General features: G+C 70.7%; 25 protein-coding genes. 13 read left to right on the plus strand and 12 right to left on the minus strand.

Annotation, left to right across the window (positions count from 1 at the left end; all coding sequences use genetic code 11):
• Positions 1 to 390 precede the first annotated feature (390 nt).
• The 5 genes from ACFYNL_RS19090 to ACFYNL_RS19110 all read left to right on the plus strand — a co-directional run bounded on the left by ACFYNL_RS19090 (position 391) and on the right by ACFYNL_RS19110 (position 3,211).
• On the plus strand, positions 391 to 1,083 hold the full coding sequence (locus ACFYNL_RS19090; protein ID WP_388804632.1) for a hypothetical protein: 693 nt from the start codon (positions 391 to 393) through the stop codon (positions 1,081 to 1,083).
• A gap of 96 nt (positions 1,084 to 1,179) precedes the next feature.
• Positions 1,180 to 1,359, plus strand: coding sequence for a hypothetical protein (locus ACFYNL_RS19095; protein ID WP_388804445.1), 180 nt, complete (start codon positions 1,180 to 1,182; stop codon positions 1,357 to 1,359).
• Between the two features lie 200 nt (positions 1,360 to 1,559).
• Entirely contained in the window at positions 1,560 to 2,075 is a 516-nt protein-coding gene (locus ACFYNL_RS19100) for a BlaI/MecI/CopY family transcriptional regulator (protein WP_388804635.1), read from the plus strand.
• Positions 2,076 to 2,084: 9 nt separating this feature from the next.
• A complete protein-coding gene (locus ACFYNL_RS19105) occupies positions 2,085 to 2,648 on the plus strand; it encodes an amino-acid N-acetyltransferase (protein WP_388804448.1) in 564 nt (187 codons plus the stop codon).
• Positions 2,649 to 2,875: 227 nt separating this feature from the next.
• Entirely contained in the window at positions 2,876 to 3,211 is a 336-nt protein-coding gene (locus ACFYNL_RS19110) for an Lsr2 family protein (RefSeq protein WP_007498879.1), read from the plus strand.
• A 186-nt stretch (positions 3,212 to 3,397) separates the two neighbouring features.
• Here the strand turns inward: ACFYNL_RS19110 and ACFYNL_RS19115 are convergent, their stop codons facing one another.
• Positions 3,398 to 4,087 carry an SCO3374 family protein gene (locus ACFYNL_RS19115; RefSeq protein ID WP_388804452.1) on the minus strand — a complete coding sequence of 230 codons (690 nt, stop codon included), beginning with the start codon at positions 4,085 to 4,087 and terminating at the stop codon, positions 3,398 to 3,400.
• Positions 4,088 to 4,518: 431 nt separating this feature from the next.
• Here ACFYNL_RS19115 and ACFYNL_RS19120 point away from each other — a divergent pair, with 431 nt between their 5' ends.
• The gene (locus ACFYNL_RS19120; RefSeq protein WP_388804455.1) at positions 4,519 to 7,044 is read left to right on the plus strand and encodes an ATP-dependent Clp protease ATP-binding subunit; all 2,526 of its coding nucleotides are present in this window, start codon (positions 4,519 to 4,521) and stop codon (positions 7,042 to 7,044) included.
• A 72-nt stretch (positions 7,045 to 7,116) separates the two neighbouring features.
• Here the strand turns inward: ACFYNL_RS19120 and ACFYNL_RS19125 are convergent, their stop codons facing one another.
• A complete protein-coding gene (locus ACFYNL_RS19125) occupies positions 7,117 to 7,758 on the minus strand; it encodes an HAD family acid phosphatase (protein WP_388804458.1) in 642 nt (213 codons plus the stop codon).
• Between the two features lie 497 nt (positions 7,759 to 8,255).
• On the opposite strand from ACFYNL_RS19125, the gene ACFYNL_RS19130 reads away from it, so the two are divergent.
• Complete coding sequence (locus tag ACFYNL_RS19130; protein ID WP_388804461.1) at positions 8,256 to 8,879, plus strand: M23 family metallopeptidase; 624 nt, start codon at positions 8,256 to 8,258, stop codon at positions 8,877 to 8,879.
• 12 nt (positions 8,880 to 8,891) lie between these two features.
• Here ACFYNL_RS19130 and ACFYNL_RS19135 read toward each other — a convergent pair whose 3' ends face one another.
• Positions 8,892 to 9,479, minus strand: a complete 588-nt coding sequence (locus tag ACFYNL_RS19135) for a TetR/AcrR family transcriptional regulator (protein WP_388804464.1) — start codon at positions 9,477 to 9,479, stop codon at positions 8,892 to 8,894.
• A 119-nt stretch (positions 9,480 to 9,598) separates the two neighbouring features.
• On the opposite strand from ACFYNL_RS19135, the gene ACFYNL_RS19140 reads away from it, so the two are divergent.
• The 3 genes from ACFYNL_RS19140 (at position 9,599) to ACFYNL_RS19150 (ending at position 12,227) form a co-directional block, all read left to right on the plus strand.
• A complete protein-coding gene (locus tag ACFYNL_RS19140; protein ID WP_388804466.1) occupies positions 9,599 to 11,179 on the plus strand; it encodes an MDR family MFS transporter in 1,581 nt (526 codons plus the stop codon).
• Positions 11,180 to 11,319: 140 nt separating this feature from the next.
• Positions 11,320 to 11,796, plus strand: coding sequence for a helix-turn-helix transcriptional regulator (locus tag ACFYNL_RS19145; RefSeq protein WP_388804469.1), 477 nt, complete (start codon positions 11,320 to 11,322; stop codon positions 11,794 to 11,796).
• Positions 11,793 to 12,227: a VOC family protein gene (locus tag ACFYNL_RS19150; RefSeq protein WP_388804472.1), complete on the plus strand. Its 435-nt coding sequence runs from the start codon at positions 11,793 to 11,795 to the stop codon at positions 12,225 to 12,227. Before ACFYNL_RS19145 ends, ACFYNL_RS19150 begins: the two co-directional genes overlap by 4 nt.
• 15 nt (positions 12,228 to 12,242) lie before the next feature.
• On the opposite strand, the gene cseC is transcribed toward ACFYNL_RS19150, so the two are convergent.
• The 6 genes from cseC to ACFYNL_RS19180 form a co-directional block, all read right to left on the minus strand.
• A complete protein-coding gene (cseC, locus tag ACFYNL_RS19155) occupies positions 12,243 to 13,808 on the minus strand; it encodes a two-component system sensor histidine kinase CseC (protein ID WP_388804638.1) in 1,566 nt (521 codons plus the stop codon).
• Positions 13,697 to 14,401 (minus strand): two-component system response regulator CseB, encoded by a 705-nt coding sequence (gene cseB, locus ACFYNL_RS19160; RefSeq protein ID WP_388804476.1) that lies wholly within the window; start codon positions 14,399 to 14,401, stop codon positions 13,697 to 13,699. Before cseB ends, cseC begins: the two co-directional genes overlap by 112 nt.
• 113 nt (positions 14,402 to 14,514) lie before the next feature.
• Positions 14,515 to 15,264, minus strand: coding sequence for a hypothetical protein (locus tag ACFYNL_RS19165; RefSeq protein ID WP_388804479.1), 750 nt, complete (start codon positions 15,262 to 15,264; stop codon positions 14,515 to 14,517).
• Positions 15,252 to 15,791, minus strand: a complete 540-nt coding sequence (locus ACFYNL_RS19170) for a SigE family RNA polymerase sigma factor (protein ID WP_019756474.1) — start codon at positions 15,789 to 15,791, stop codon at positions 15,252 to 15,254. Before ACFYNL_RS19170 ends, ACFYNL_RS19165 begins: the two co-directional genes overlap by 13 nt.
• Before the next feature lie 303 nt (positions 15,792 to 16,094).
• A complete protein-coding gene (locus ACFYNL_RS19175; protein WP_388804482.1) occupies positions 16,095 to 17,030 on the minus strand; it encodes an A/G-specific adenine glycosylase in 936 nt (311 codons plus the stop codon).
• An 809-nt stretch (positions 17,031 to 17,839) separates the two neighbouring features.
• Positions 17,840 to 17,980, minus strand: coding sequence for a hypothetical protein (locus ACFYNL_RS19180; RefSeq protein WP_388804485.1), 141 nt, complete (start codon positions 17,978 to 17,980; stop codon positions 17,840 to 17,842).
• Positions 17,981 to 18,160: 180 nt separating this feature from the next.
• Here ACFYNL_RS19180 and ACFYNL_RS19185 point away from each other — a divergent pair, with 180 nt between their 5' ends.
• A complete protein-coding gene (locus tag ACFYNL_RS19185; protein WP_388804488.1) occupies positions 18,161 to 18,973 on the plus strand; it encodes a hypothetical protein in 813 nt (270 codons plus the stop codon).
• A 61-nt stretch (positions 18,974 to 19,034) separates the two neighbouring features.
• Here ACFYNL_RS19185 and disA read toward each other — a convergent pair whose 3' ends face one another.
• On the minus strand, positions 19,035 to 20,159 hold the full coding sequence (gene disA / locus ACFYNL_RS19190) for a DNA integrity scanning diadenylate cyclase DisA (protein ID WP_388804491.1): 1,125 nt from the start codon (positions 20,157 to 20,159) through the stop codon (positions 19,035 to 19,037).
• An 82-nt stretch (positions 20,160 to 20,241) separates the two neighbouring features.
• On the minus strand, positions 20,242 to 21,651 hold the full coding sequence (gene radA, locus ACFYNL_RS19195; protein WP_388804494.1) for a DNA repair protein RadA: 1,410 nt from the start codon (positions 21,649 to 21,651) through the stop codon (positions 20,242 to 20,244).
• Between the two features lie 230 nt (positions 21,652 to 21,881).
• Between radA and ACFYNL_RS19200 the strand changes: the two genes are divergently transcribed.
• Positions 21,882 to 23,681: a hypothetical protein gene (locus tag ACFYNL_RS19200; protein ID WP_388804496.1), complete on the plus strand. Its 1,800-nt coding sequence runs from the start codon at positions 21,882 to 21,884 to the stop codon at positions 23,679 to 23,681.
• A 64-nt stretch (positions 23,682 to 23,745) separates the two neighbouring features.
• Here the strand turns inward: ACFYNL_RS19200 and ACFYNL_RS19205 are convergent, their stop codons facing one another.
• The gene (locus tag ACFYNL_RS19205; protein ID WP_388804499.1) at positions 23,746 to 24,603 is read right to left on the minus strand and encodes a hypothetical protein; all 858 of its coding nucleotides are present in this window, start codon (positions 24,601 to 24,603) and stop codon (positions 23,746 to 23,748) included.
• A gap of 74 nt (positions 24,604 to 24,677) precedes the next feature.
• Here ACFYNL_RS19205 and ACFYNL_RS19210 point away from each other — a divergent pair, with 74 nt between their 5' ends.
• Positions 24,678 to 25,610 carry a Ppx/GppA family phosphatase gene (locus ACFYNL_RS19210; RefSeq protein WP_388804502.1) on the plus strand — a complete coding sequence of 311 codons (933 nt, stop codon included), beginning with the start codon at positions 24,678 to 24,680 and terminating at the stop codon, positions 25,608 to 25,610.
• Positions 25,611 to 25,964: the final 354 nt, after the last annotated feature.

Raw genomic sequence — 25,964 nt, forward strand, 5'->3', positions numbered from 1 at the left:
GGCCGGGCGCCAACACCCACCACTTCTGCCCCCCCCCGCCCCCCGCCCCGCGGCCGCACCCCCCCCGCCACGGCCCCGCCCCACCCACCCCCGCAGGCGCGACGCGCACCCCCACACCCCCGCACAGGCGCCGCAGGCATCAACGCGCACCCCCCACCACCCGCAGGCATCAACGCGCCCCCCACCACCCGCAGGCATCAACGCGCCCCCCACCACCCGCAGGCATCAACGCGCCCCCCGCAGGCATCAACGCGCACCCCCACCGACCGCCCTGCCGCCCCTCCCCCCACCCGAGTGGCTCCCCACGCCACACCAGCCACCCTATGCCGCGTTTGTCTGATTAGCGCGTATCGTCGGCGCATGCCCACGCCACACGGATCCCGCGGCGGCATGGCGTTCGGCACGGAGGAGCTGCGTGTGCTCCGCCGCGCTCTCGCCCTTGCCCTTCACCCCAGCCCCGCCTCACCCGAGGACGTCCAGGACTGTCGCCGCCTCGCCGATTCGCTCGACGAGGCCATGCGCGAGGGAGCCCGGCTGCGCGCATTCCTGGTGGCCGACCTCGCCCGCTACCGCGCCGCCCTCCCCGGCACCGCGGCCGGCTACCTCACCCTCCTTGAGGAGGCCCTCGCCGCCGGGTACACCCCGAACACCGACGACCTGGCCGCCCTGCGGGCCCTGCGTGGCCACCCCACCGCCGCCACCCTCCTCGGCCGCTGCCGGACACTCGCCGAACAGGACGTACGAGCCCGTCTCGCGCCCGGCGCCGCCCGCCCGGCCCCCCGCGCCACGCCGGCCGTCCCCGCGTCCCGTACCCACCTCCACGCGCTCCCTGGGGGCCGCTCCGACGGTGCGCACGGCACCCCGGTGACCCTCCCCGCCCAGGATGCCGGCCAGGACCCCGCGAGGCCGCCCCGCAAGAAGCCGGCGGAGAAACCGGCCGCCCCCAAGCCCGCACCCGACCCCGAGCCCACTCCCGCCGCCCCGAAGCCGGCGCGCCCCATCCCCACCCCCGGCGAGGTCTTCCCGCGCCGCAAACCGACCCCGCCGCCCGCGAACCCTGCGCAGCATCTCGCGGCAGGCTGAGTCGACCCAGGGGCCGGGCGGCGCGCCAAGCGCTCGGTTGCGCCGCCGCCCGAGCCCCCGCCCCGCCGCCTCCCACCCCCTGGCTACCCTGGACGCATGGACTACGTCTCCGCACTCCTCCCGCCGGCCGTCATGGCCGTCTTCTTCATCGGCGTGATCAGGGTGATCGTGAAGACCCAGGGCGGAGCGAACAAGGCCAAGGAGGACGCGGCCGTCGACGCCGCCCTCGCGCGCGTGGAGGGCACTCGCCGGACTCCCGCGGCCCCGGACGCCTGAGGCACCCCCCCAGGCCCCCAGTCACCCGCCCGCACGCGCAGGGCGGCGACGTCTCACCGGAGGGCCGACACTTTCCCCGCCTCGCGCCCCTTTTGCCCGTGTTAGCCAGGGAAAGTGCCCGTCTGGCACGCCAACACCGGGATCTCCCACTATTGTGCTGAACTGTGCCTCGCCCATTGGGAGAACTCGAAGACGCGGTCATGACGCGGGTGTGGAAGTGGAACCGCCCGGTGACCGTTCGAGAAGTCCTGGAAGATCTCCAGCAGGAACGGTCCATCGCGTACACGACGGTGATGACCGTTTTGGACAATCTTCATCAGAAGGGCTGGGTACGCCGCGAGGCGGAAGGCCGGGCCTATCGATATGAGGCGGTCTCCACCCGAGCCGCCTACGCCGCCGCCCTGATGAACGACGCCTGGTCGCAGAGCGACAACCCCGCCGCCGCACTCGTCGCCTTCTTCGGCATGATGAGCGAGGAACAGCGCCACGCCCTGCGGGACGCCGTACGCATCGTCCAGGGCCCGGAAACCCCCGAGCCCGCAGAACCCCCTGATAGCCGCCGTGTAACGGAGGCGGATACCGCGGGCGCCGATGCCGCCGCCGATACCCGGGCAGTCGATAGGCCGACCGATACAGGTGGGGATACCGGGACCGATACCCGTGGCGATACCCGCCCTGAGAACCCCGGCTCCGCACAGCAGCCCGGCGGGCGATAGCGTCCGCTCATGTCAGCAGAGAGCCACTCCGCCGAGAGCTCCTCGGCGGAGAGCCCACAAGTCACCTCGAAAGCCATCACCGTCCGGCGGGCCCGCACCAGCGATGTGCCGGCGGTACGCCGTCTCCTCGACGAGTACGTCCGCGGTCGCATCCTGCTCGACAAAGCCACGGTGACGCTTTACGAGGACATCCAGGAGTTCTGGGTCGCGGAACGCGACGACAACGGCGAGGTCGTGGGCTGCGGCGCCCTGCACGTGATGTGGGAAGACCTCGCGGAAGTCCGCACTCTCGCAGTGAAGCCCGGCCTGAAGGGCGCAGGCGTCGGTCATCAGGTGCTGGAGAAGTTGCTGCACACCGCGCGCTGGCTCGGTGTTCGCCGTGTTTTCTGTCTGACCTTCGAAGTGGACTTCTTCAGCAAGCACGGCTTCGTCGAGATCGGCGAGACGCCGGTTGACACCGATGTCTACGCGGAGCTCCTGCGTTCCTATGACGAGGGCGTGGCGGAGTTCCTCGGTCTCGAACGAGTGAAACCGAACACCTTGGGCAACAGCCGGATGCTTCTGCATCTGTGATCAACAGCGCCCGTATTCCGTTGGACGTCCCTCTCCGGGTGCCCTATGTCCGAAACGCGCATGTTTCCGGGCCAGGGCCGGGCTGTAGGTCTCTCCCGAGGGTTTGTGTTTTTCCGGCAAAAGCGGTTTGCTTTCCGACGTACTGCAGTACTGCATATAACAGGGGACGGCGAAACGGCGGACGCCGCAGACCCCCGGCCCTCAAGTTATCGATGAAAGGAAATCCGGTGGCACAGAAGGTTCAGGTCCTTCTTGTCGACGACCTCGACGGCGGCGAGGCGGACGAGACCGTGACGTTCGCGCTGGACGGCAAGACGTACGAGATCGATCTCACGACTGCCAATGCGGACAAGCTCCGCGGCCTTCTTGAGCCTTACGTGAAGGGCGGCCGTCGTACCGGAGGCCGTGCTTCGGGCGGCCGTGGAAAGGCGCGCGCCGCTTCCGGTGGCAGCCAGGACACCGCGCAGATCCGTGCGTGGGCCAAGGAGAACGGATACGAGGTCAACGACCGCGGCCGCGTCCCGGCGTCCATTCGCGAGGCATACGAGAAGGCCAACGCCTGATCGAGGCACAGGTCGATCCTGTACGTCCGATCCGTACAAGAGCAAGGCCTTGGTCCGAGGTCGACGCCGGTTCCACCCAAGGCCAAAGCCGACCCAAGGCCAAAGCTTTGATCCGCCGGGGCTAATGCCTGGCTCGTGTCAGGCCCAAGCCGGATTAAGGCAAAGCCGGCCACTGCGGACCGGCGCTCAGAGCGACGGCTGGACGCGCGAGCGTCGTAGCCGCAGGCGGTGGCAGTGCGTCGCCACCGTGCCCAGCACCCGTACGAGATCGGGGGCGCCCCCACCGCCCCCCAGAGCCGACAGCGTCGGCAGCGAGGCCTCGACCTCGCCCCCAGGCTCGGGGGGCCGCAGCCACACGGCGGCCCCCTGTACGGCGGCGGTGCGGCCCAGGGGAAGCGGCCGCACCACGCTCAGCCCGGCCGACAGGCCCTGGCCGTGCGGTCCGGGGCCTTTCGGCAGCCGTACGGCCATGAGGGCCCCCTGCCCGGGCGGCAGCGGCGCCTCCATGAGGTCGCCCTCGCCGAGCACCGTCAGATCCAGGGGCAGCGTCCCCCATTCCAGCCAGTCCAGCACCGAGGACACCTCCCGCGCGCTGCCGGGGGCCATGAGCAGCCGCATCCGGTCGCCGTCGAGGGCCACCGGGGAGTCCGGCGCCAGATGGCGCAGGGCCGCACGGCCCGCGGCGGCAGGGACGTCCAGGACGTCGAACAGCATCCCTGTGCGAAGGCGCACCGGGGACCCCGGTGCCCCGGGAACCACCGGCCAGCCCAGTGTGCGCTCGTACCACCGGCGGACCTGATCGCTCGGATCGAGCGGCCGGCGGGGGAGGGGGATCGTGGTGGGATCCGCGACGAGCGCGGGGCGGGGGCCGGCCATGCCAAGTGCAACCGCCGAAAGAGCATGCGGGTTACGCTGAGTGTTTATCCGGGTACGTGGAGTGCCGATGCGGGGGCGTGCGGGGGGTGTGGGGTGGCGCAAGGTTGTTCGCCCGTAGCGGAGGGAACCGGGGGGCGCGGCATGGAGTGTCAGTCCCAGCGGGTAAGACATCCCTAGTGGGAGGGGGCGACACGCAGGGACAGTGGGTCTCACGTTCGCCATCGGCGTACTGATGGTGAGGGTAACCACCTGGCCTGCGGGAACATCGTCTCGCACCATCGGGTTGGAGCAGATGTCGGCGTTCGGGGTCAGGAGGCCATCGACGGTGTCGGCAGTTGGAATGAGCGGTCCCCGCTTGCGGGACTAAGCTGCGGAAGGACAGGGAGGGGAAGTTCCCCCCACTGCCTGACCGCTCTGAGGAGCGATTAACGATGTTCGAGAGGTTCACCGACCGCGCGCGGCGGGTTGTCGTCCTGGCTCAGGAAGAAGCCCGGATGCTCAACCACAACTACATCGGCACCGAGCACATCCTCCTGGGCCTGATCCACGAGGGTGAGGGTGTCGCCGCCAAGGCCCTTGAGAGCCTCGGGATTTCGCTCGAGGCGGTCCGCCAGCAGGTGGAGGAGATCATCGGCCAGGGCCAGCAGGCCCCGTCCGGGCACATCCCCTTCACCCCCCGTGCCAAGAAGGTCCTGGAGCTGTCGCTCCGCGAGGCCCTTCAGCTGGGCCACAACTACATCGGCACGGAGCACATCCTGCTCGGCCTGATCCGCGAGGGCGAGGGCGTCGCCGCCCAGGTCCTGGTCAAGCTGGGCGCAGATCTCAACCGGGTGCGGCAGCAGGTCATCCAGCTGCTCTCCGGCTACCAGGGCAAGGAGACCGCCACCGCCGGCGGGCCTGCCGAGGGCACGCCCTCGACGTCCCTGGTCCTCGACCAGTTCGGCCGGAACCTCACCCAGGCCGCTCGTGAGTCCAAGCTCGACCCGGTCATCGGGCGCGAGAAGGAGATCGAGCGGGTCATGCAGGTGCTGTCCCGCCGTACCAAGAACAACCCGGTCCTGATCGGTGAGCCCGGTGTCGGCAAGACCGCCGTCGTCGAGGGCCTCGCCCAGGCCATCGTCAAGGGCGAGGTGCCCGAGACCCTCAAGGACAAGCACCTCTACACCCTGGACCTCGGCGCGCTGGTCGCCGGCTCCCGCTACCGCGGTGACTTCGAGGAGCGCCTGAAGAAGGTGCTCAAGGAGATCCGCACCCGCGGCGACATCATCCTGTTCATCGACGAGCTCCACACGCTGGTCGGTGCGGGTGCCGCCGAGGGCGCCATCGACGCGGCCTCCATCCTGAAGCCGATGCTGGCCCGCGGTGAGCTGCAGACCATCGGTGCGACCACCCTGGACGAGTACCGCAAGCACCTGGAGAAGGACGCGGCCCTGGAGCGCCGCTTCCAGCCGATCCAGGTCGCGGAGCCGTCCCTGCCGCACACGATCGAGATCCTCAAGGGTCTGCGCGACCGCTACGAGGCCCACCACCGCGTCTCCATCACGGACGAGGCGCTGGTCCAGGCCGCCACCCTGGCCGACCGGTACATCTCGGACCGCTTCCTGCCGGACAAGGCGATCGACCTGATCGACGAGGCCGGTTCCCGGATGCGTATCCGCCGGATGACCGCGCCGCCGGACCTGCGCGAGTTCGACGAGAAGATCGCCGGCGTCCGCCGCGACAAGGAGTCCGCGATCGACTCGCAGGACTTCGAGAAGGCCGCCTCCCTGCGCGACAAGGAGAAGCAGCTCCTCGCCGCCAAGGCCAAGCGGGAGAAGGAGTGGAAGGCCGGCGACATGGACGTCGTCGCCGAGGTCGACGGCGAGCTGATCGCCGAGGTCCTCGCGACCGCCACCGGCATCCCGGTCTTCAAGCTGACCGAGGAGGAGTCCAGCCGCCTGCTCCGCATGGAGGACGAGCTCCACAAGCGGGTCATCGGCCAGGACGACGCCGTCAAGGCGCTGTCGAAGGCGATCCGCCGTACGCGTGCCGGTCTGAAGGACCCGAAGCGCCCCGGTGGTTCGTTCATCTTCGCGGGCCCGTCCGGTGTCGGTAAGACGGAGCTCAGCAAGGCTCTCGCCGAGTTCCTCTTCGGTGACGAGGACGCGCTGATCTCCCTCGACATGTCGGAGTTCAGCGAGAAGCACACGGTCTCGCGGCTGTTCGGTTCGCCTCCCGGCTACGTGGGCTACGAAGAGGGCGGCCAGCTGACCGAGAAGGTCCGCCGCAAGCCGTTCTCCGTCGTCCTCTTCGACGAGGTCGAGAAGGCCCACCCGGACATCTTCAACTCGCTGCTGCAGATCCTGGAGGACGGTCGTCTGACCGACTCCCAGGGCCGGGTCGTGGACTTCAAGAACACGGTCATCATCATGACGACCAACCTCGGCACCCGGGACATCTCCAAGGGCTTCAACCTGGGCTTCGCGGCCTCGGGTGACACGAAGACCAACTACGAGCGCATGAAGAACAAGGTGTCGGACGAGCTCAAGCAGCACTTCCGTCCCGAGTTCCTCAACCGCGTCGACGACGTGGTCGTCTTCCCGCAGCTGACCCAGGGCGACATCCTGCGGATCGTCGACCTGATGATCGGCAAGGTGGACGAGCGCCTGAAGGACCGGGACATGGGCATCGAGCTCTCCCAGTCCGCCAAGGAGCTGCTGTCCAAGAAGGGTTACGACCCGGTGCTGGGCGCCCGGCCGCTGCGCCGGACCATCCAGCGCGAGATCGAGGACTCGCTGTCGGAGAAGATCCTCTTCGGCGAGCTGCGTCCCGGTCACATCGTGGTCGTGGACACCGAGGGCGAGGGTGAGACGAAGACCTTCACCTTCCGCGGCGAGGAGAAGTCGGCGCTGCCGGACGTCCCGCCGATCGAGCAGGCGGCCGGCCCGGGCGGGCCGAACCTGAGCAAGGAGGCCTGACCCCGCAGGGGTTGAGCCGAAGAAAGGGGCCGGTGCTTTCGAGCACCGGCCCCTTTCGCATGCCCAAGTGGCTTACGACAACTGCCCGTCGTAGTCGGGCAGCTTGTACGTCTTCTCGGCGTGGCCGCCCGACAGGTCGGTGGCGCTGTTGCCGATGTTGGCGATGATCGTGTAGCCCTTCTTCTCGATGTCCACGCGCTGGGCCGTCTTGTAGTCGGCGACGTTCTTGAAGAGGTCGAGGAAGCCGCGCACGTACAGTCCGGAGACCTTGTAGCCGGAGTACTTGAGGTTGTGGTCGGTGAACGAGTAGATGATGCCCGGGCGTGCGGTCACGAAGAACAGCGAGACACCGCGCTCCTGGGCGTACTTGGCGACCTCCAGGACCGGCTGGTTGGCCGGCTGCGGGTAGCTGAAGCCGAAGTCCGTCTCCAGGGTGGTGTTGTCGATGTCGAAGACGATCGCCTGCTTCTCGCCCGGCGCCGTGTTCGCGATCCGCTGCTTCAGATAGGGCAGCGCCTGGTCCATCACGGCCCGGCAGTCCCTCTGCCAGGTTCCGTAGTCGACGTCCTGCGCCGTGGCCGTCATGGTGGCCGTGGCGGCGTTCGTCGTACCCGCCGTGGCCGTCGCGGCTTCGGCGGGGATCGCGAGGGCCACGAGAGCGGTCGCGGAGACGGTGCCGGCCGCGCATCTGCGCGCCCAAGGGCGAAGGGTCATGTGGGGGGTCCTCTCACGTCACGTGCGCTGGGTTGTCGCGTGCATGTTCGTGCGCAGGGGTGACCCGCGGGGAACCAGCGGGTTACCGGACGGTAGCTCAACTTGAGGCGTGGGTCACATAGTTGAGCCGGGATTTGTTACCGAGAGGGGGAGCGCGACTGCGTAGCGCCCGTCACATTCCGGGGTCTTTCGATTGCGCTGGGCGGTGACATGCCGCACAGGCGATTTGTCCGTTACTAGCGGGAATAGTGGAAACGAGCCTCGCGGACAAATAGGACGTACAGCTGGAAAACTGGCCGTTGATTTCGGTATCAGTGCTGGTTCGTCCGTATTGGGTGTTCTGTCAAGATGCAGTGATTTTTGGGGCGTAGTACTAGGTTCCGTCGTAGATCTGGGGTTTTGGGGTTGGGGGGAGCGGGGGTTACCAAGGGATGGCCATCCGGCGACCGCCTGTGCGTCGGGTGGTTTCCCTTGTCGTCATCCCCATGAGGTTTCACATGTCCCCGCGCTTCACGTTCCGTTCGTCCCGTACGTCCTCGTTCCGCACCCGTGCCGCTGTGCTGGCCGCCGGCCTGGGGGCCTCGGTCGTGCTGGGCGCCGGAGGCGCGGTCGCCGCCGAGATGACCTCCGCGACCGGAGTGTCCACCGCCGTGCAGGCGCAGAGCGCCGCGGTGAAGAAGGCGGCAGCAAAGAAGGCCGCTGCTTCCTGGGTGAGCCCGGTGAAGAAGTACACGAAGACCGCCAGCTTCGCGCAGAACGGTGCCCGCTGGCAGTCCACCCACAGCGGTCAGGACTTCGCCGTCCCCAGCGGCACCCCGGTCGTGGCCGCGCACGGCGGCACCGTCGTCAAGGCCGGCGGCAACGGCGCCGGTGACGGTCCCGCGTACGGCAACGCCGTCGTCATCAAGCACGGCAACGGCACGTACACCCAGTACGCCCACCTCTCGCGCATCGACGTGAAGGCCGGCCAGGTCGTCAAGACCGGCCAGAACATAGCCCGGTCCGGCAACACCGGTAACTCCAGCGGTCCGCACCTGCACTTCGAGATCCGTACGACCGCCAACTACGGCACCGCCGTCGACCCGGTGGCCTTCCTGCGGGCCAAGGGTCTGAAGATCTGAGCCGCCGAGTCCTCAGGCGCCTTTGTGCGCCTGGGTGATGAGGTCCGTGGCGACTTCGAGGACGGCCCTGCGCTTGTCCTCGGGGTCGCCTTCGAGGTCCTTCAGCACGAACATCCCGGCGTGCATCGTGAACAGGGCGCTGATGCAGCGGACCTGGTCGACGAGGTCGGCGTCCGGGTCGACGACGATGTCCCGCATGCCGAGCATGCGGTTCTTGAACATCTCGCCGATGCTCAGTTCACGGACCGTCGCCTGGTTCTCCTGCATGAACCGGAACAGCGGTTCCGCGTCGGTCAGGACCTGGGCGTAGCGGCGTACGATCTCCTGCTTGGTCTCCAGTGACTGCGGCTGGCGCCGACCCCACTCGATGAGCTCCTCGATCGGCTTCGTCAGGTCCTCGAAGAGGCTGACGATGATCTCTTCCTTGGTCTTGAAGTGGTAGTACAGGGCCGCTTTCGTGACCTCCAGGCGCTCGGCGATCTCGCGCAGGGAGGTCTTCTCGTAGCCCTGCTCGGCGAAGAGTTCTAGGGCCACGTCCTGGATGCGCTGGCGGGTGTTCCCGCGGCGCCGCTGCTTGGTGCCGTCCATGGTGTCACCCATCCTCGTCGCTCCCCCGCTTTCCGAAAAACTTACTTGACGCCCGGCTAGTTAGCCGCCTACCTTCCCCGAGTGTAGGCAACTAGCCGGGCGGCAAGTTAGTGGCCGGGGGAGTGGGAACCGTGGCGGACACGAGGACAGTGGACACAGCGCCGGACGAACAGGCCGGAAAACAACCCAGAAGCGTCAGGGTCGTGCTGCTCGCGCTCATGATCACGATGATGCTCGCGATGCTCGACAACATGATCATCGGCACCGCGATGCCGACGATCGTCGGCGAGCTGGGCGGCCTGGAGCACCTGTCGTGGGTCGTGACGGCGTACACCCTGGCGACCGCGGCCTCCACCCCGCTGTGGGGCAAGCTCGGCGACATGTACGGGCGCAAGGGCGTCTTCATGTCGTCGATCGTGCTCTTCCTGATCGGGTCCGCGCTGAGCGGCATGGCCCAGGACATGGGGCAGCTGATCGCTTTCCGGGCCGTGCAGGGGCTCGGCGCCGGCGGTCTGATGGTCGGCGTCATGGCGATCATCGGTGACCTGATCCCGCCGCGGGAGCGTGGCAAGTACCAGGGCATGATGGCCGGCGTCATGGCCCTCGCGATGATCGGCGGGCCGCTGGTCGGCGGCACCATCACCGACCACTGGGGCTGGCGCTGGGCCTTCTACATCAACCTGCCGCTGGGCGTCGTGGCGCTCGCCGCGATCAGTGCCGTGCTGCATCTGCCGAAGAAGCGGGCGCAGGCGCGCATCGACTATCTCGGGGCCGCGCTGCTGACTGTCGGCATCACCGCGATCGTGCTGGTCACGACCTGGGGCGGCACGGAGTACGCCTGGACGTCCGCGCGCATCATGGAGCTGATCGGCATCGGGGTGGCCGCGCTGGTCGGGTTCGTGTTCTGGCAGACCAGGGCCGCCGAGCCGGTCCTGCCGCTGCACATCTTCCGCAGCCGCAACTTCACCCTGATGTCCCTCATCGGCTTCATCACCGGCTTCGTGATGTTCGGTGCGACGCTCTTCCTGCCGCTCTACCAGCAGTCCGTGCAGGGCGCGTCCGCGACCAACTCCGGACTGCTGCTCCTGCCCATGCTGGGCGCGATGCTCGTCACGTCGATGGTGGCGGGGCGGGTGACCACGAACAGCGGGCGGTACAAGCTGTTCCCGATCGTCGGCAGCGTGCTGATGGTGGTCGGGCTGTACCTGCTGTCGCTCATGGACACCGACACCGGCCGGTTCACCTCCGGGGTGTACATGGCCGTCGTCGGCCTCGGCATGGGCTGTCTGATGCAGATCACGATGCTGGTCGCGCAGAACAGCGTCGAGATGAAGGACATGGGTGTCGCGTCCTCCTCCTCCACCCTCTTCCGCACGCTCGGCTCCTCGTTCGGTGTGGCCGTCATGGGCGCGCTGTTCAACCACCGGGTGCAGGACGTCATGGCCGAGCGGGCCGGGGCGCTGGGGTCGAAGGCGACCGAGCAGTCGGCGCAGTTGGACGCGGCGAGCCTGGCGAAGCTGCCGGAGGCGGCCCGTGAGGCGTACCAGCACGCGGTGTCGGCCGGCACGCACTCGGCGTTCCTGCTGGGAGCCGTGGTGGCGATCCTGTCGCTGGTGGCGGCCGTCTTCGTCAAGGAGGTGCCGCTGAAGGGAGCGGCACCGAAGACGGAGCAGGACGCCCCGGCTCCGGCTCCCGTGGCCGAGACCGTCTGACGTCCCCCGGCGTCCGAGCGGCGCCCGAGCGGCGCCCGAGCGGCGCCCGAGCAGCAGGCCCCCGGCGGTGTCCGCCCCGGGGGCCTTCGCCGTACGTCGGGGCCACGCCGATGTCAGTGCCGCGTGCCACCATCGGCAGCATGGACAGGACGCGGCTGCTGCGGCTGGCGAAGGACGCCATGGACCGTGACTGGGCCGACCCGGAGCTCGACCTGGAGGCGGTGGCCGCCCACGCCGGCTACTCACGCCATCACTTCATCCGGGTCTTCAAGGAGGCCTACGGCGAGACGCCCGGCCAGTACCTGACCCACCGCCGCATCGAGCGCGCCGAGGAACTCCTGCGCAGCGCGGACCTGTCCGTCACCGAGATCTGCCATTTGGTCGGCTTCAGCAGCCTCGGCACCTTCTCCGCCCGCTTCAAAACGCGCACCGGGCTGACACCGAGCGAGTACCGCGGCAAGCACGTCGGGCGCGGGGCCGCCCTCATCCCCGGGTGCTACGCGATGCTGTGGGCCGGCGGCTTCCCCACCGCAACTTCGAAGAAGCGCCCCGGCCCCGGCCCCGCCTACGGTGACGAGCAGGAACCGACACCCTCCGACGGGAGAGCAGAGCCATGATCAAGGGCCTGGGCATCACCACCGTATGGACCTTCGACCAGCAGCGCACGAAGGCCTTCTTCACCGAGAAGCTCGGCTTCGAGGTGCGCACCGACCTGTCCATGGGCGACATGCGCTGGGTGACCGTCGGCGCCAAGGACCAGCCCGACGTGGAGCTGGCCCTGATGAGCCTCGACGGGCCCGGTCTCGACCCCGAGTCGTCCGAGGCGCTGAAGACACTGGTCGGCAAGGGGGTCATCGGGGCGGGCGCGCTGCGCACCGACGACTGCCGCGGGGACTACGAGACCTTCAGGGCGCGCGGGGTGGAGTTCATCCAGGAGCCGCAGGAGCGGCCGTACGGCATCGAGGCGATCTTCCGCGACGACAACGGCAATTGGTACTCGCTGACCGAGCGCAGCGAGGAGCTGGACTTCTCCAAGTCCTTCGGGTGAGCCGCCCGACTGCCGCTACGGCAGCATCGGGTAGCTCCCCGTGTTCGTGGGCGCGTGCTCCGGCAGCCAGAGGACGGCCACCGCGCCCTCCGCGGGCACATGATCCGGGGCACCCGCCGGGCGGATGTTGCGGAAGGTCAGCCGGGCACCCAGGACCCGGGCCTGACCTGCCGCGATGGTCAGTCCGAGGCCGTGGCCGTGGCCCGAGCGGTCGCTGCTTCCGGTGCGGAAGCGGCTGGGGCCCTCCGCGAGCAGGTCCTCGGGGAAGCCGGGACCGTGGTCGCGGACCCGGATGACCCGGCCCTCGACCGTGACCTCGATGGGCGGCCGCCCGTGCCGTGCCGCGTTGGCCAGCAGGTTGAACAGCACCCGCTCCAGGCGCCGGGGATCGGTCGTGACCTCCGACTCATGCACGACGCGCACCTCGATCGCGGGATCCTTCACCGCGACCCGCCGACTGACGAACTCGCCCAGCATGATGTCCTGCAACTCGGCCCGCTCCGAGGCGCTGTCCAGCCGGGCCACCTCCAGGACGTCCTCGACGAGCGTGCGCATGGCCTTCGCCCGGTCCAGCACCAGCTCGGTGGGCCGGCCGGGCGGCAGCAGCTCGGCCGCCGTCAGCAGCCCGGTCACCGGCGTGCGCAGTTCGTGCGCGATGTCCGCCGTGACCCGCCGCTCCGCCTCCAGCCGCTGCTGCAACGCGTCCGCCATGGCGTCCACCGCGCTCGCCAGGTCATCGGTCTCGTCCCGTACGACGCCCCCGATGGCGTCCCGCACCCGCACGTCCGGCTCGCCGCTCGCGACCTGGTTCGCCGCGGCCGCGGCCTTGCGCAGCCGACGCGACAGCTGCCCGCCGATGAGCACGCCGAGCGCGCTGCCGCCGAGGACGACCGAGATCGAACCGATGATCATGGCTTGGTCGAGCCGGTTGAGGATGCGCTCACTGCGGTCGGTCCAGCCGGTGCGCAGCGACAGGACCTGCCCGTTGTTGAGCGGTACGGCCGCCCAGATGTCGGGCGCGCCGCTCGGCGTGTCGGTCACGTACGTGGCCCGCCGGCCCTCCTCGACCTTCTCCCGCAGCGCCATCGGCAGCTCGGGGTCGTTGATCGTGGCGTTCGGGAAGTTCAGCCGCTTGGACTGCTCGTAGCTGCGCTGGGCGATCTGGACGCGCTCATCGGCGAGGTCGCGGGCGCTGTCCAGCATCGAGACCCGGGCCTGGTTGTGCACGACCAGGCTCAGCACGATCGCGACGAGCGCGCCGACCAGCGCGATCGCCGCGCTCAGCTTCCACCTCAGTCCCGTACGGATCGCCACACGGCCGTGGGTACGGCGGCCGGTGCGTCCGCGCACGGCGAGCCCCGCCCGCTCGATCACGCGATCGCCCACGACGTCCGCCGGGTCGGTGAGTCCCGCGCCCACCGCACCGGACGGAGCCGGGCGTCTGAACATCCCCCGCATGGCCGCCCCGCTCAGGCCTTCAACTTGTAGCCGAAGCCACGGACCGTCTCGATGCGGTCCTGGCCGATCTTCTGCCGCAGCCGCTGCACATGGACGTCGACGACCCGGGTGTCCCCGCCCCAGCCGTAGTCCCACACGCGCTCCAGCAGCTTGTCCCGGGACAGCACGGTGCCGGGCGCGGAGGAGAACTCCAGCAGCAGCCGCATCTCGGTCGGTGTGAGCGCCACGGTCTGCCCCGCCCGGCGCACCTCCATGCCCTCGGTGTCGATCTCCAGGTCGCCGAAGGTGAGGATTCCGCCGGTGGCGGCGGGCTCGGCCTCGCTGCCCCGGTCGCCCCCGCTCGCGTGCCCGAAGCGGCGCAGCACGGCACGGATCCGGGCGACCAGGACGGCACCGTCGAACGGCTTGGTCACGTAGTCGTCCGCGCCCGCCTCCAGGCCCAGCACCACGTCGATGGAGTCCGCCCGCGCCGAGAGCATGATCACCGGCACGGTCGACTCGTCGCGGATACGGCGGCACAGGCTGACCCCGTCCAGGCCCGGGACCATCACGTCCAGCAATGCGATGTCGGGCCGGTTCGTCCGGAACGCCTCCAGACCCGACAGCCCGTCGGGCATCGCGGTGACCGCGAAACCGTCCCGCTCCAGGGCGAGCTGGGTGGCCTCGCGGATGACGTCGTCGTCCTCGACGAACAGGACGTGGGTCTGGTCTGCCATCCCGGTGCTCTCAGTCCTCGTATGCCGTGTTGCTTCTGCGGGTGCGTCGTGCCGTCCACTTCAAGGACGCTCGGATCGGGCGGTGCGTTCACCGCCGCCCCCGTGGGACGCCCTCAGCCGTCGGGCGTCGCCGACTCGTCCGGTCCGCCGAGGTTGCCGTAGTCGGTGCGCGTGTGGTGCTTCGCGACGAAGCGGCTGGACACCCACTCGTATGAGACCACGTTCTCGCGCGACGGGTTCGACAGCGCGTCGTCCTTCGCGTACACCTGCTCGGTCACCACCAGGTACCCGCGGTCGATCTCCGCGTACACCGGAGGCTCCTCGGCCTTGAACACGTTGTGGTACGCGCCGCTTTCCTCGCGGTACACGTACGAGGCCACGCTGACCGCGTCGCCGCACGACAGGACGTTGACCACGATGTCGTCCGTCGGACCGCCCGTCAGATCCCCGTACGACACGTCGACGGGATAGCCGTTCGACACACAGGGCTTCAGCTCCCGCTTGACCTGCGCCGAGACCTCGGGGTCCGCCTTGACCAGGCGGACGGCCTGCTTCGGGTCCGGGACGGGCGAGGGGGAGGGCGCCTGCGAGGGCGCGAGGGAGGCCGAGGCCGCGGAGCCGCCCGCCGTGTCGGCGTGCGCCGGGCCCTCGTCGCGGGCTCCGGTGCCGCCCGTGGCGCACCCGGAGACGAAAAGGGCGAGGGCGACGACCACGGCCATCGCCGTGAACGCCGCCTGCAGAGTTCCCCGGACGGGGACGGGTCCGGATGAGCCGGGGCCGGTGCCGTCGGCGCCCGAGTCCGTGTCCCTGTCACCGCTGTCCGTGTGCCCGGTGCCGCCCGCCGTCGTGCCTAGGCCGCGCAACGCTCCCGCTCCTCACGCTCCAGCGCGCGTGCGTCCAGATCGCGGGACTCCAGCTCCTCGCGGAGCCGGGCGAGCGCCCGGTGCAGCGTGCTCTTGACCGTTCCGGCCGACATGCCGAGGGCGGCGGCCGTCTCCTCCGTGGACATCTGCTCCCAGTGTCGCAGCACCACGACGCTGCGCTGCTTGGGAGCGAGCACCTTCATGATGTCCATCAGCAGGGCGCGGTCGGCGTGCTGCTCGGTGGCGTCGTCGACCGAGGCGTCCGGGAGCTGCTCGGTGGGCACCTCCTCCAGCTTGCGGGCCCGCCACCACTCGGTCCGGGTGTTGATCATCACTCGGCGCAGGTAGGCGTCCGCGAGCCGCTTGTCCGCTATGCCGTCCCAGCGGTGGTACGTGCGTACCAGCGCCGTCTGCAGCAGGTCCTGGGCGTCCACCGGGTCCGGGACCAGTCGGCGGGCGCTGCGCAGCAGCGCGTCCTGCCGGGTGCGGACGTACTCCTCGAACTCGAGCACCTCTCCCTGCGCCATGTTGACCGCCTCCCGATTCCCCGTTTCCGACCGGCTCGTCGACCGTCGGTTCCACTGCCTGTGCTTCGTCGTCGTCCCCGTCTGCCGGGTACGGAAATGAAGCTACGGAGGCGTTGTCACGGGGCTGTCCGAACGAGCCTGCGGCTAGCGCTCGGCTGTCCGTCGGTTGTGTAACGGAAGAAGGAAACGGGCAAACCGCCTGAGGGGTTGAGGCGGGTATAGGGCGATTTGACCGTGTGGCGCGGGTGCAGGGGCAGTGTCTGCGGTGTTGCAGAGGCGTGGACGCTGTGATGTGACCGTGCGTCAGGTCAGGGGCAGCCGGTACGTCCCGCCCGGCAGCGGCTCCACCAGCCCGTCCGCCACCAGCCCGTCCAGGGCGCGGGCGCGCTGGACCGGCTCGTGCCACACGCGGTCGAGGGCCGACTGCGGGACCGGCGCATGTGCCTCGCGCAGCACGGCGAGCAGCTTGCCGCGCACCTGGCGGTCCGTTCCGGCGTACGTCTGTCCGCGCCGCGGCGGCCCGTCGTGCTCCGGCTTCCCGGCCAGCCGCCAGGCGCACCGGGCGGCGATCGGGCAGCGGTGGCACGACTCGTTCTTCGCGGTGCACACCAGCGCGCCCAGCTCCATGGAGGCCGCCGCCCAGCGCGCGGCGGTGCGCTCGTCGTCGGGGAGCAGGGCACGGGCGAGCTTGCGCTCGGCGGCCGTGGTGGCGTTCGGCGGGTACTGCACGCCGGTCACGGCACGGGCGAGGACCCGGCGGACGTTGGTGTCCAGGACGGGATGCCGCTGGCCGTAGGCGAAGGAGGCGACCGCGGCCGCGGTGTACTCGCCGATGCCTGGCAGCGCGAGGAGCTGGGCGTGGTCGGTCGGTACGTCCCCGCCGTGCCGTTCCGCTATGGCGACGGCCGCGCCGTGCAGCCGCAGCGCGCGGCGCGGGTAGCCGAGCCTGCCCCAGGCGCGGACGGCCTCGCCGGGGGCGTCCTTGGCGAGGTCGGCGGGGCGGGGCCAGCGGGACAGCCACTGCTCGTAGACGGGCAGGACGCGGTTCACGGGCGTCTGCTGGAGCATGAACTCGCTGACCATCACCCCCCAGGGGCCGGCCTCGGGGCGTCGCCAGGGCAGGTCGCGGGCGTTGTCGTCGAACCAGTCGATGACGGTTTCCTGCAGCGGCTGAGCGTGGGGGGCGTCGGAGCCGGCGTCGGCGGATTGGCTGTGCGGGGGCTTCGTTGGCGCAGTCATGGCTTTCCGATCCTGCCATGCCGGGGGCGGCCGGGTGGGTAGGTGGCCGTGACGGTGAGTTTGTGGCTGGGGGAGCGTGCCGGTCGAGGCGCCCGGACGGCTCTCGAAGCGGGCGGGCGTCCCCGGTGAGCGGCGGCAGTGGCGCCCGGCGCCCGCTCGTGGCGTCGGCCGGACGGAACGTGCACGCGCCTGGCCTTCGGGCATGGGGGACTGCTTGCGGACCACCGTCGACCTCGACGCGAGCGCGCAGGAGGCATCGCGCCTCGCGGAGCGTGACGTGGCCCGGCCGGCCATCGGGCGCACGCCGGTGCCGCCGTCGTGCGTGTCGCCGCCGTCAGCCGGGTCGCCGGGCCCGTTGGCCAGTCGTACGGCCGTCGTCCCGACCCGCGCGCCGAAGACGGGCCGACGAGGACGTCGTGCGGGTGGTGGACGCCCGGTCGTCGGCGAAGACGACAAGGGACAAGGGCATGAAGAGGGCCAGAGAGCCAGGCGGCCAGAGGGCCAGGGGGCCAGGGGGCCAGAGGGTTCGATGGCCAGAGGGCCAGTCGGGCCGAGCAACGCGCGTCAGCTCCAGGTGCCAGGACGACCGCCGCCGCGCCCACGATGGTGGCGTGGCTGCTGGGGAAGGACCAGCCGCCGGGCGGCGGGCAGTTGCCGAGCCGGGCCGTCGCTGTCGGCACCGCCCGGTCCGGACCCCCGTGCGTGACAAGCGACTTGAAGAGCTCACCGCACCCGCACGCCACGGCCATGGCCAGAGGTGCAAGGGCCGCGATCGCGAATACCCGGGGTGTGCCGTGCCCGGCACGTCATCACGTGGTGCCGAACAGCGCTGCTGACAGCGGCAGTCCGGCCTCGGTCCTTGTCTCGGCGGCACGCCTACCCGCTCGGGCGCCGGTGGCGAAGCCGGTGATGTCGCGGCAGAGCCCGACGTCGTCGAAATCCGTGGTCACGGACGGTAGGCGGCGGGTCGATACCGTCACATCCTGCGATCGACAGGTGTCACCCGTGACGGCAGACCGGGGCGACACGGTAGCCGCCGGGCGGTTTCCGGGATGATGATCCGGAAAAGTTGTCGCTCTCGGCGGCGGGTGGCGCCAGCGAACGCACCGATCTCTCGTACAGTTTGCGCCGTGGGATCTCTGCGCAATCCGGTCGGGCCGCTTCCCTCCTCCATCTACTGGCGACGGAGGGCCGTACTGCTGTCCATGGTCGCCCTGTTGGCGCTGCTGATCACCTGGGTGCTGGCGTCGGGCGGCGGAGGCGGCAAGAACGACGCCGGCGGAACCGACGGCAAGAATCCCGCACCCTCGACGATCACGCCCGGACCGTCCGGCTCGGGACCGGCGATCAGTCAGGCGCCCGGCGGCCGGGACGAGTCCACCGGCGGCGCGGGCACGGGCGACGGCTCCGGGGACGGCGACGGATCCGGCTCGGGTTCCGGTGACGCCGGTGGGTCGGACGGCTCGGGCAGCGGATCCGCGGGAGGTGGCTCGGCCGGCGACGTCGGCGTGGACGACACGCTCGCCGCCGGCTCCACACTGCCCAACTGCATCTCGGGGCAGGCGAAGTTGACGGTGAAGAGCCTCCACAACTCCTACGAGCCCGGCCGGACGCCCGCCCTGTTGCTGACCGCCGCCAACTCCTCCGCCTACGACTGCAAGATCGATCTCGGCCCCAAGAACGCGGTGGTGACGATCACTCAGGCCGGAGCCGAAGACGCCTTCTGGTCCTCGGCCGACTGCCCCGAGGTCTCCGGCGGCCTGGTGTACCGGGTGCCCGCCAAGGCGAGCATCACTTACACGGTGAAGTGGGACCGCCACGCGAGCGCCCCGCAGTGCGCGACGCCTTCCGCGAAGTCGGCCGCGGCGGGGACGTACCTGGTGGAGGCGAAGGCACCGGGGTTCGCCACGGCGCAGACGTCCTTCGTGCTGGAGAACGACTAGCGCATCGGCCGGTCCCTCGGCGGCGCCGCGTCCTGCGGCACCGCCGTCCGAGGGCGACGGCTCAGACGTACCGCTCCAGGATCGAGCTCTCCGCCAGCCTCGACAGCCCCTCGCGGACGCTGCGCGCCCGGGCCTCGCCGACGCCGTCCACCGTCTGGAGGTCGTCCACGCTGGCGGCGAGCAGCTTCTGCAGGCCGCCGAAGTGCTCCACCAGGCGGTCGATGATCGCTCCGGGCAGCCGCGGCACCTTGGCCAGCAGACGGAAGCCGCGCGGGGAGACCGCCGAGTCCAGGGCCTCCGGGGAACCGGTGTACCCCAACGCCTTTGCCACCGTGGGGAGTTCCAGGAGCTCGGCGTGGGTGAGGGCGTCCAGTTCGTACAGCGCCTCGTCGACCGTGCGGGACCGCTTGGCCGTCGGCTCGGGGACGTAGTCGCGCACCACGAGCTCGCGCTCGGGCTCCACGCCGGCGATCAACTCGTCCAGCTGGAGCGCCAGGAGGCGGCCGTCCGTACCCAGCTCCACCACGTACTCGGCGATCTCGGTCGCGATCCGGCGCACCATCTCCAGGCGCTGCGCGACCGCCGAGACGTCCCGGACCGTCACCAGGTCCTCGATCTCCAGCGCCGACAGCGTGCCCGCGACCTCGTCCAGGCGGAGCTTGTAGCGCTCCAGCGTGGCCAGGGCCTGGTTGGCGCGGGACAGGATCGCCGCCGAGTCCTCCAGAACGCGGCGCTGACCGTCGACGTAGAGCGCGATCAGCCGCATCGACTGGGAGACCGAGACGACCGGGAAACCGACCTGCTTGCTGACCCGGTCCGCCGTGCGGTGCCGGGTGCCGGTCTCCTCCGTGGGGATCGTCGGGTCCGGGACCAGCTGGACGCCGGCACGGAGGATCTTCGACATGTCGGACGACAGCACGATGCCGCCGTCGAGCTTGCACAGCTCCCGCAGTCGCGTCGCCGTGAACTCGACATCCAGGACGAAACCGCCCGTACACATCGCCTCGACGGTCTTGTCGGAGCCGAGCACGATGAGTCCGCCGGTGTTGCCGCGGAGGATCCGCTCCAAGCCGTCGCGCAGGGCCGTGCCGGGTGCCACGGCGCTCAGTGAGGCGCGCATCAGGCCATCGGCACCGGAGCTCCCACCGGACTTTCCGGGAGCTGCTGCCCGGTCGTTGGCTGCCACTGCACTCCTCCGGTCGCAGGTTCTTCAGGCGCTGCCGTTTCGCACACTCTGTTCGTACGGACGGGCGAGACCAGGGCAAAGTCTACCGGCGGTCCTCCTCGTCCCGTGGGGCCTCTCGCCGACGCGAGCGAGGAAGGACCCGCAGAGCGTCCCCCATGTCGGCCACTTCCAGCACCTTCATGCCGGCAGGGATCTTGCCCGGATCGCTCGGCACCAGGGCGTGCGTGAAGCCCAGCCGGTGCGCCTCGGCCAGTCTGCGCTGCACGCCGGTGACCCGTCTGACCTCGCCCGCCAGGCCCACCTCGCCGATCGCGACGAGGTTCTTGGGGAGAGGTGTGTCACTGGCGGCGGAGGCCAGCGCCAGGGCGATGGCCAGGTCGGCCGCGGGTTCCGAGAGCCGCACTCCGCCGACCGTCGCCGAGTAGATGTCCCGCTTGCCCAGGGCGCTGATCCGCCCGCGCTGCTCCAGCACGGCGAGCATCATCGAGACGCGCGAGGTCTCCAGACCGGACGTGGTGCGGCGGGGGGAGGGGATCTGGGAGTCGACGGTGAGCGCCTGAACCTCGGCGACCAGGGGCCGGCGGCCCTCCAGGGTGACTGTCAGGCAGGTGCCGGGGACCGGTTCGTCACGACGGGTCAGGAAAAGTCCGCTCGGGTCGGCAAGGCCCGTGATGCCCTCGTCGTGCAGTTCGAAGCAGCCGACCTCGTCCGTCGCCCCGTAGCGGTTCTTGACGCCTCGTACGAGACGCAGTCGGGCGTGCCGGTCGCCCTCGAAGTGGAGCACCACGTCCACGAGGTGCTCCAGGAGGCGGGGCCCGGCGATGGCGCCGTCCTTCGTGACGTGTCCCACGAGCAGCGTGGACATGCCGCGCTCCTTGGAGGCCCGGATCAGCGCACCGGCCACCTCGCGGACCTGGGCCATGCCGCCGGGCGCGCCGTCGATCTCCGGGGAGGCCACGGTCTGGACGGAGTCGAGGATGAGGAGCGACGGCTTGACCGCGTCCAAGTGCCCCAGCACGGCGGACAGATCGGTCTCGGCCGCGAGATACAGATGGTCGTCGATGGCGCCGATGCGGTCGGCGCGCAGCCGGACCTGGCTCGCCGACTCCTCACCGGTGACGTAGAGCGTGCGGTGCTCGTCACTCGCCGACTTGGCGGCCACGTCCAGCAGCAGCGTGGACTTGCCGACGCCGGGCTCGCCGGCGAGGAGGACGACGGCGCCGGGCACCAGTCCGCCCCCGAGTACGCGGTCCAGCTCGGGTACGCCGGTGGCGCGCGCGGTCGCCTGCCTGCCGTCCACCTGCCCGATGGGCAGTGCGGACGTCGTCACCCGGCCCGGTGTCGTCGTACGGACCGCGGGCGCGCCGTACTCCTCGACCGTCCCCCATGCCTGGCACTCGGGGCAGCGGCCGAGCCACTTGGCCGTCTGCCAGCCGCACTCCGTGCAGCGGTAGGACGGGCGGTCCTTCGTGGTCTTGGTACGGGCAGCCATGCGAAGAACCGTAACCGAGCCCACTGACAACGCCGTACGACTGCGCGGGCGCTGCCGTTCACTAGTGCCGCGGGGGCCGGCCCCGACATGTCGCGTCGGTATGCCGTTCGTCATGGACAAGCCACGGAATGCGGCGCTCCTGTCCCCTATTGAGGGATCGTTTCACCCGTATGGATTAAATGAGCGCAAGCGGGAGGAAGGCGCCACCCCGGGCCCCCTACGGTCCACCAATGATGAGCAGGAGTCCGGAAACCTCGACCCGCACCGCCGGCGCCCACCGGGCGCACCGGGAGGCGCGTGATCGTGCCGCGGCGCGCACGGTGGCGCAGCGGCCGCCCGCGCGCTACGAGCCGTATCTGGACGGACTGTTCACCTACTGCCTGTCCGTGCTGTGCGACCACGACGACGCGACCGCCGCACTCGGCGACGCCCTCGCGCTCGCCGAGCGGCGGGGGCAGCGGGGCCCGGAGACCCCGGCGGACCGGCGGCCCTGGCTGTACGCGCTGGCTCGCTGGGCCTGCCTGCGCAAGCTGGCCGAGGCCAAGCAGAAACGTCAGAGCAGCCATGCGGCGGGCCGGCACGGCTCCCCTCGGCAGACGGGTCCGCGGACCGCCCCGCCGGCCGTCTCCGAGGAGATCCAGGAGCAGCGGCGCCGCGAGCTCACCCTGCTCGCCTGGCCGGAGGCCGCCGGTACCACCCCGGAGCAGCGCGAGGCGCTCGAACTCGCCGTACGCCACCACCTCGCCGCCCACGAGGTCGCCGCCGTCCTCGGCATGGACCCGGACGCGACCCGCGAACTGCTCGCCTCCGCCGCCTGCGAGGTCGAGCGCACGCGCGCGGCCCTCGCCGTGGTCGAGACCGGCGTCTGCCCGAGCGTCGCCCGGCTGACCGGCGACCATCAGCTCGTGCTCAGCACGGCCCTGCGCCGCGAGCTGGTCCGGCACGTCGACGACTGCCCCCGCTGCCGCCGCACCGCCGAGCGCGCGATCCCCGGCCGTTGGCCCGGCGCGACCGTCACCCCCGCCGAACTGCCGGTCCTGGAGGCGCCCCGCGCGGCCGTGCACATGGCCCTGGCGCACCACTCGCGCGCGCGGGGCGCCGCCCTACCGCGCTTCGACCGGCGCGGCTTCCCCATGGACCCGAAGGATCGCGCCGCCCGCCGGGACCGGCTACGCGCGCGTGCCGTCACCACGACCGTCGTCGCCACCGTCGTCGCCGCCCCGGTCCTCGCGCTGTGGGCCGCCTACCGCGGCTCCTCGACCGGGGAGGTCGACGGGCACTCGGCCAGCGCGAGCGAGGCGCACGGACCCGGCGGCATCGACGGAGAAGCGGCGGACGGCGGCTACGAGAACGCCGGGAACGCGAGCCCCAGGGGGGATCGTTTCGGCAGCCGCGGCGAACCGGATGTCTCCGTGGAGGTCGTCAGTGTCAGCGGCGCGGGCGCGAAGGGCGCAGGGGACCTGGAGGTGGCGGCGGACACCAGCGGCGACACCACGCTGGTCACCCTGACGGCGACGGGGCGCGCGCCGGTGCGCTGGTCCGCCACCACCGGGGCGCACTGGCTCTACCTCAGCAGGTCGGCGGGCACGCTGGCACCCGGCGAGTCGTTGACGATCAAGGTGTACGTCGACCATCTGCGTGAGCCGTCCGGGCACTGGAGCGCCCGGATGGCGATCTCACCCGTCGGCGCGGTCGTCTCCATCGAGGGCTACGGCACCGCCCCCGGCCCCTCCGGACCGGGCAACGGACCCGACCCGCGCCCCACCGAACCCACGCATCCCACCGACCCCACGCACCCCGGCGACCCCACCGCCCCCGGGACGCCCAGCGACCCGCCCCCGTCGTCCTCCGGGCCCGACCCGACACCCACGACCCCGGCGCCGTCCGAGCCCACGCCCAGCGATCCACCGCCCTCGTCGTCCGATCCGTCCCCCTCGGACAGCGACGCGTCGCAGCCCGGGCCGTCCGGCTCGACGGACTCCACGGCGCCGACCAGCGGCAGCGATGACCCGAGCCACTCCGGGCCGTAGCACGACGGTCGAGGGTGGCCCGGGCGATCACGCCCGACGGCCACCCAGGGCCCGTCGCCACCCGTCAGCCGACGGGATCCGCCGGATGCGGTGCCACCAACGGCAGCTGCGACGCCAGCCGCTGCTCGCACAGCTCGACCAGGCGGTCGTAGCCCGCCTTGCCCATCAGTTCGGTCAGCTCGGCCCGGTAGGACACGTACACCGGGTCGCCCGCGCCGTGTGCCGAGGTGGCCGACGTGCACCACCAGTGCAGGTCGTGGCCGCCCGGGCCCCAGCCGCGTCGGTCGTACTCACCGATCGACACCTGGAGCACGCGGGTGTCGTCGGGCCGGTCGATCCAGTCGTACGTCCGCCGGATCGGCAGCTGCCAGCAGACGTCCGGCTTGGTCTCCAGCGGCTCACGGCCCTCCTTCAGGGCCAGGATGTGCAGCGAGCAGCCGGCGCCGCCCGGGAAGCCGGGGCGGTTCTGGAAGATGCACGAGCCGTTGAACGGGCGGGTCTGGCGGTCGCCGTCCTCGTCCTCCGAGACCCAGCCGTTCCGCGTGCCCTCGTCGTGGTGCTGCCAGATCTCCGGCGTGAGTCTCGCCACATGTTCGGCTACCCGCTTCTCGTCGTCCTCGTCCGAGAAGTGCGCGCCCAGCGTGCAGCAGCCGTCGTCCGCGCGGCCCGCCTGGATGCCCTGGCAGCCGCTGCCGAAGATGCAGTTCCAACGGGAGGTCAGCCATGTCAGATCGCAGCGGAACACCTGTTCCTCGTCCGCCGGATCAGGGAACTCCACCCACGCGCGCGCGAAGTCGAGCCCCTTCTCGTCGGGTTCCGGGGAGCCGTTCTTCGCCCTCTTGGGCTTGGTTGCCTTCGCCTGCGAAGAACCCTCGGGCAATTTGGCCGCCTTGTCGCTCTTCGCCTTTTTCGTCTTTGGCACGGGTCCAGGGTACGGCGTCCGTACCTGCGACTTCGAGGGCGGAGGACCGCCCAGGTGGCAGTAGCGTTCCGTACATGAGACTCGGTGTCCTCGACGTGGGTTCGAACACGGTGCATCTGCTGGTCGTGGATGCACACCCCGGCGCGTGCCCGCTGCCCGCGCACTCGTACAAGGTGGAGCTGCGCCTCGCCCAACTCCTCGACGACGGCGGGGCCATCGGCCCCGAGGGTGTCGACAAACTGGTCGGCGTCGTCCAAGAGGCGTTGCGGGCGGCCGAGGACAAGGGTGTCGAGGAAGTGTTGCCGTTCGCCACGTCCGCCGTGCGCGAGGCGACCAACGCCGATGACGTCCTCGCGCGCGTGAAGGGCGAGACCGGCGTCGAGCTCCAGGTCCTCTCCGGTGCGGAGGAGGCCCGGCTGACCTTCCTCGCCGCCCGGCGCTGGTTCGGGTGGTCGGCCGGGAAGCTGCTGGTACTGGACATCGGGGGCGGCTCCCTGGAGATCGCGTACGGCATCGACGAGGACCCGGACACGGCGGTGTCCCTGCCACTGGGCGCGGGGCGCCTCACGGCGGGATGGCTGCCGGGTGATCCACCGGAGCCGGAGGACATACGTGCCCTGCGGCGGCATGTGCGCGCGGAGATCGCCCGTACGGTCGGTGAGTTCAGCCGCTTCGGGGCGCCCGATCACGTGGTCGCCACGTCCAAGACCTTCAAGCAACTGGCCCGCCTGGCCGGCGCGGCCCGCTCCGCGGAGGGCCTCTACGTCCAGCGCGACCTGAAGCGGGAGTCCCTGGAGGGCTGGGTCCCGCGTCTGGCCGGCATGACCGTCGAGCAGCGGGCGGAACTACCGGGGGTCTCGGAGGGCCGCGCGGGCCAGCTGCTCGCCGGGGCGCTGGTGGCCGAGGGGGCGATGGACCTGTTCGGCGTGGAGACCCTGGAGATCTGCCCCTGGGCGCTGCGGGAGGGCGTGATCCTTCGGAAGCTGGACCACATGTCGGTGGACTGAGGGCAGAGGGGCCGGGTGCGCCGGTCGTCCGTCGGCTCCGCCCGGTCTTCGTCCGGTTTCCGTCCCGGTCGTCCGTCCGTTCCGCGTGGTGTTCGTCCGGTGTTCGTGCCGGTCGTCTGTCCGTCGGCTCCGCGTGGTGTTCGTCCGGTCTTCCTCCCGGTCGTCCGTCGGCTCCGCATGGTGTTCGTCCGGTCTTCCTCCCGGTCGTCCGTCGGCTCCGCCCGGTGTTCGTCCGGCCACTGCCCGGTCTCCGTCCGGCCGCCGCCCCGGTCTCCGTCCGTTCCGCCCGACGCCTAGTCCGGGCGTCCCGGCCCACCGTGACCGACCGGCCCCACCCGCGTGAAGCCCACCACA

The organism is Streptomyces sp. NPDC007808 (assembly GCF_042868655.1).
Lineage (GTDB): Bacteria > Actinomycetota > Actinomycetes > Streptomycetales > Streptomycetaceae > Streptomyces.

Coding starts and splice junctions, on each gene's coding strand:
- ACFYNL_RS19090 (WP_388804632.1), top strand. CDS start 391: ATGGCGTTCGGCACGGAGGAGCTGCGTGTGCTCCGCCGCGCTCTCGCC.
- ACFYNL_RS19095 (WP_388804445.1), top strand. CDS start 1,180: ATGGACTACGTCTCCGCACTCCTCCCGCCGGCCGTCATGGCCGTCTTC.
- ACFYNL_RS19100 (WP_388804635.1), top strand. CDS start 1,560: ATGACGCGGGTGTGGAAGTGGAACCGCCCGGTGACCGTTCGAGAAGTC.
- ACFYNL_RS19105 (WP_388804448.1), top strand. CDS start 2,085: ATGTCAGCAGAGAGCCACTCCGCCGAGAGCTCCTCGGCGGAGAGCCCA.
- ACFYNL_RS19115 (WP_388804452.1), bottom strand. CDS start 4,087: ATGGCCGGCCCCCGCCCCGCGCTCGTCGCGGATCCCACCACGATCCCC.
- ACFYNL_RS19120 (WP_388804455.1), top strand. CDS start 4,519: ATGTTCGAGAGGTTCACCGACCGCGCGCGGCGGGTTGTCGTCCTGGCT.
- ACFYNL_RS19125 (WP_388804458.1), bottom strand. CDS start 7,758: ATGACCCTTCGCCCTTGGGCGCGCAGATGCGCGGCCGGCACCGTCTCC.
- ACFYNL_RS19130 (WP_388804461.1), top strand. CDS start 8,256: ATGTCCCCGCGCTTCACGTTCCGTTCGTCCCGTACGTCCTCGTTCCGC.
- ACFYNL_RS19135 (WP_388804464.1), bottom strand. CDS start 9,479: ATGGGTGACACCATGGACGGCACCAAGCAGCGGCGCCGCGGGAACACC.
- ACFYNL_RS19145 (WP_388804469.1), top strand. CDS start 11,320: ATGGACAGGACGCGGCTGCTGCGGCTGGCGAAGGACGCCATGGACCGT.
- ACFYNL_RS19150 (WP_388804472.1), top strand. CDS start 11,793: ATGATCAAGGGCCTGGGCATCACCACCGTATGGACCTTCGACCAGCAG.
- cseB (WP_388804476.1), bottom strand. CDS start 14,401: ATGGCAGACCAGACCCACGTCCTGTTCGTCGAGGACGACGACGTCATC.
- ACFYNL_RS19170 (WP_019756474.1), bottom strand. CDS start 15,791: ATGGCGCAGGGAGAGGTGCTCGAGTTCGAGGAGTACGTCCGCACCCGG.
- ACFYNL_RS19175 (WP_388804482.1), bottom strand. CDS start 17,030: ATGACTGCGCCAACGAAGCCCCCGCACAGCCAATCCGCCGACGCCGGC.
- radA (WP_388804494.1), bottom strand. CDS start 21,651: ATGGCTGCCCGTACCAAGACCACGAAGGACCGCCCGTCCTACCGCTGC.
- ACFYNL_RS19200 (WP_388804496.1), top strand. CDS start 21,882: ATGATGAGCAGGAGTCCGGAAACCTCGACCCGCACCGCCGGCGCCCAC.
- ACFYNL_RS19210 (WP_388804502.1), top strand. CDS start 24,678: ATGAGACTCGGTGTCCTCGACGTGGGTTCGAACACGGTGCATCTGCTG.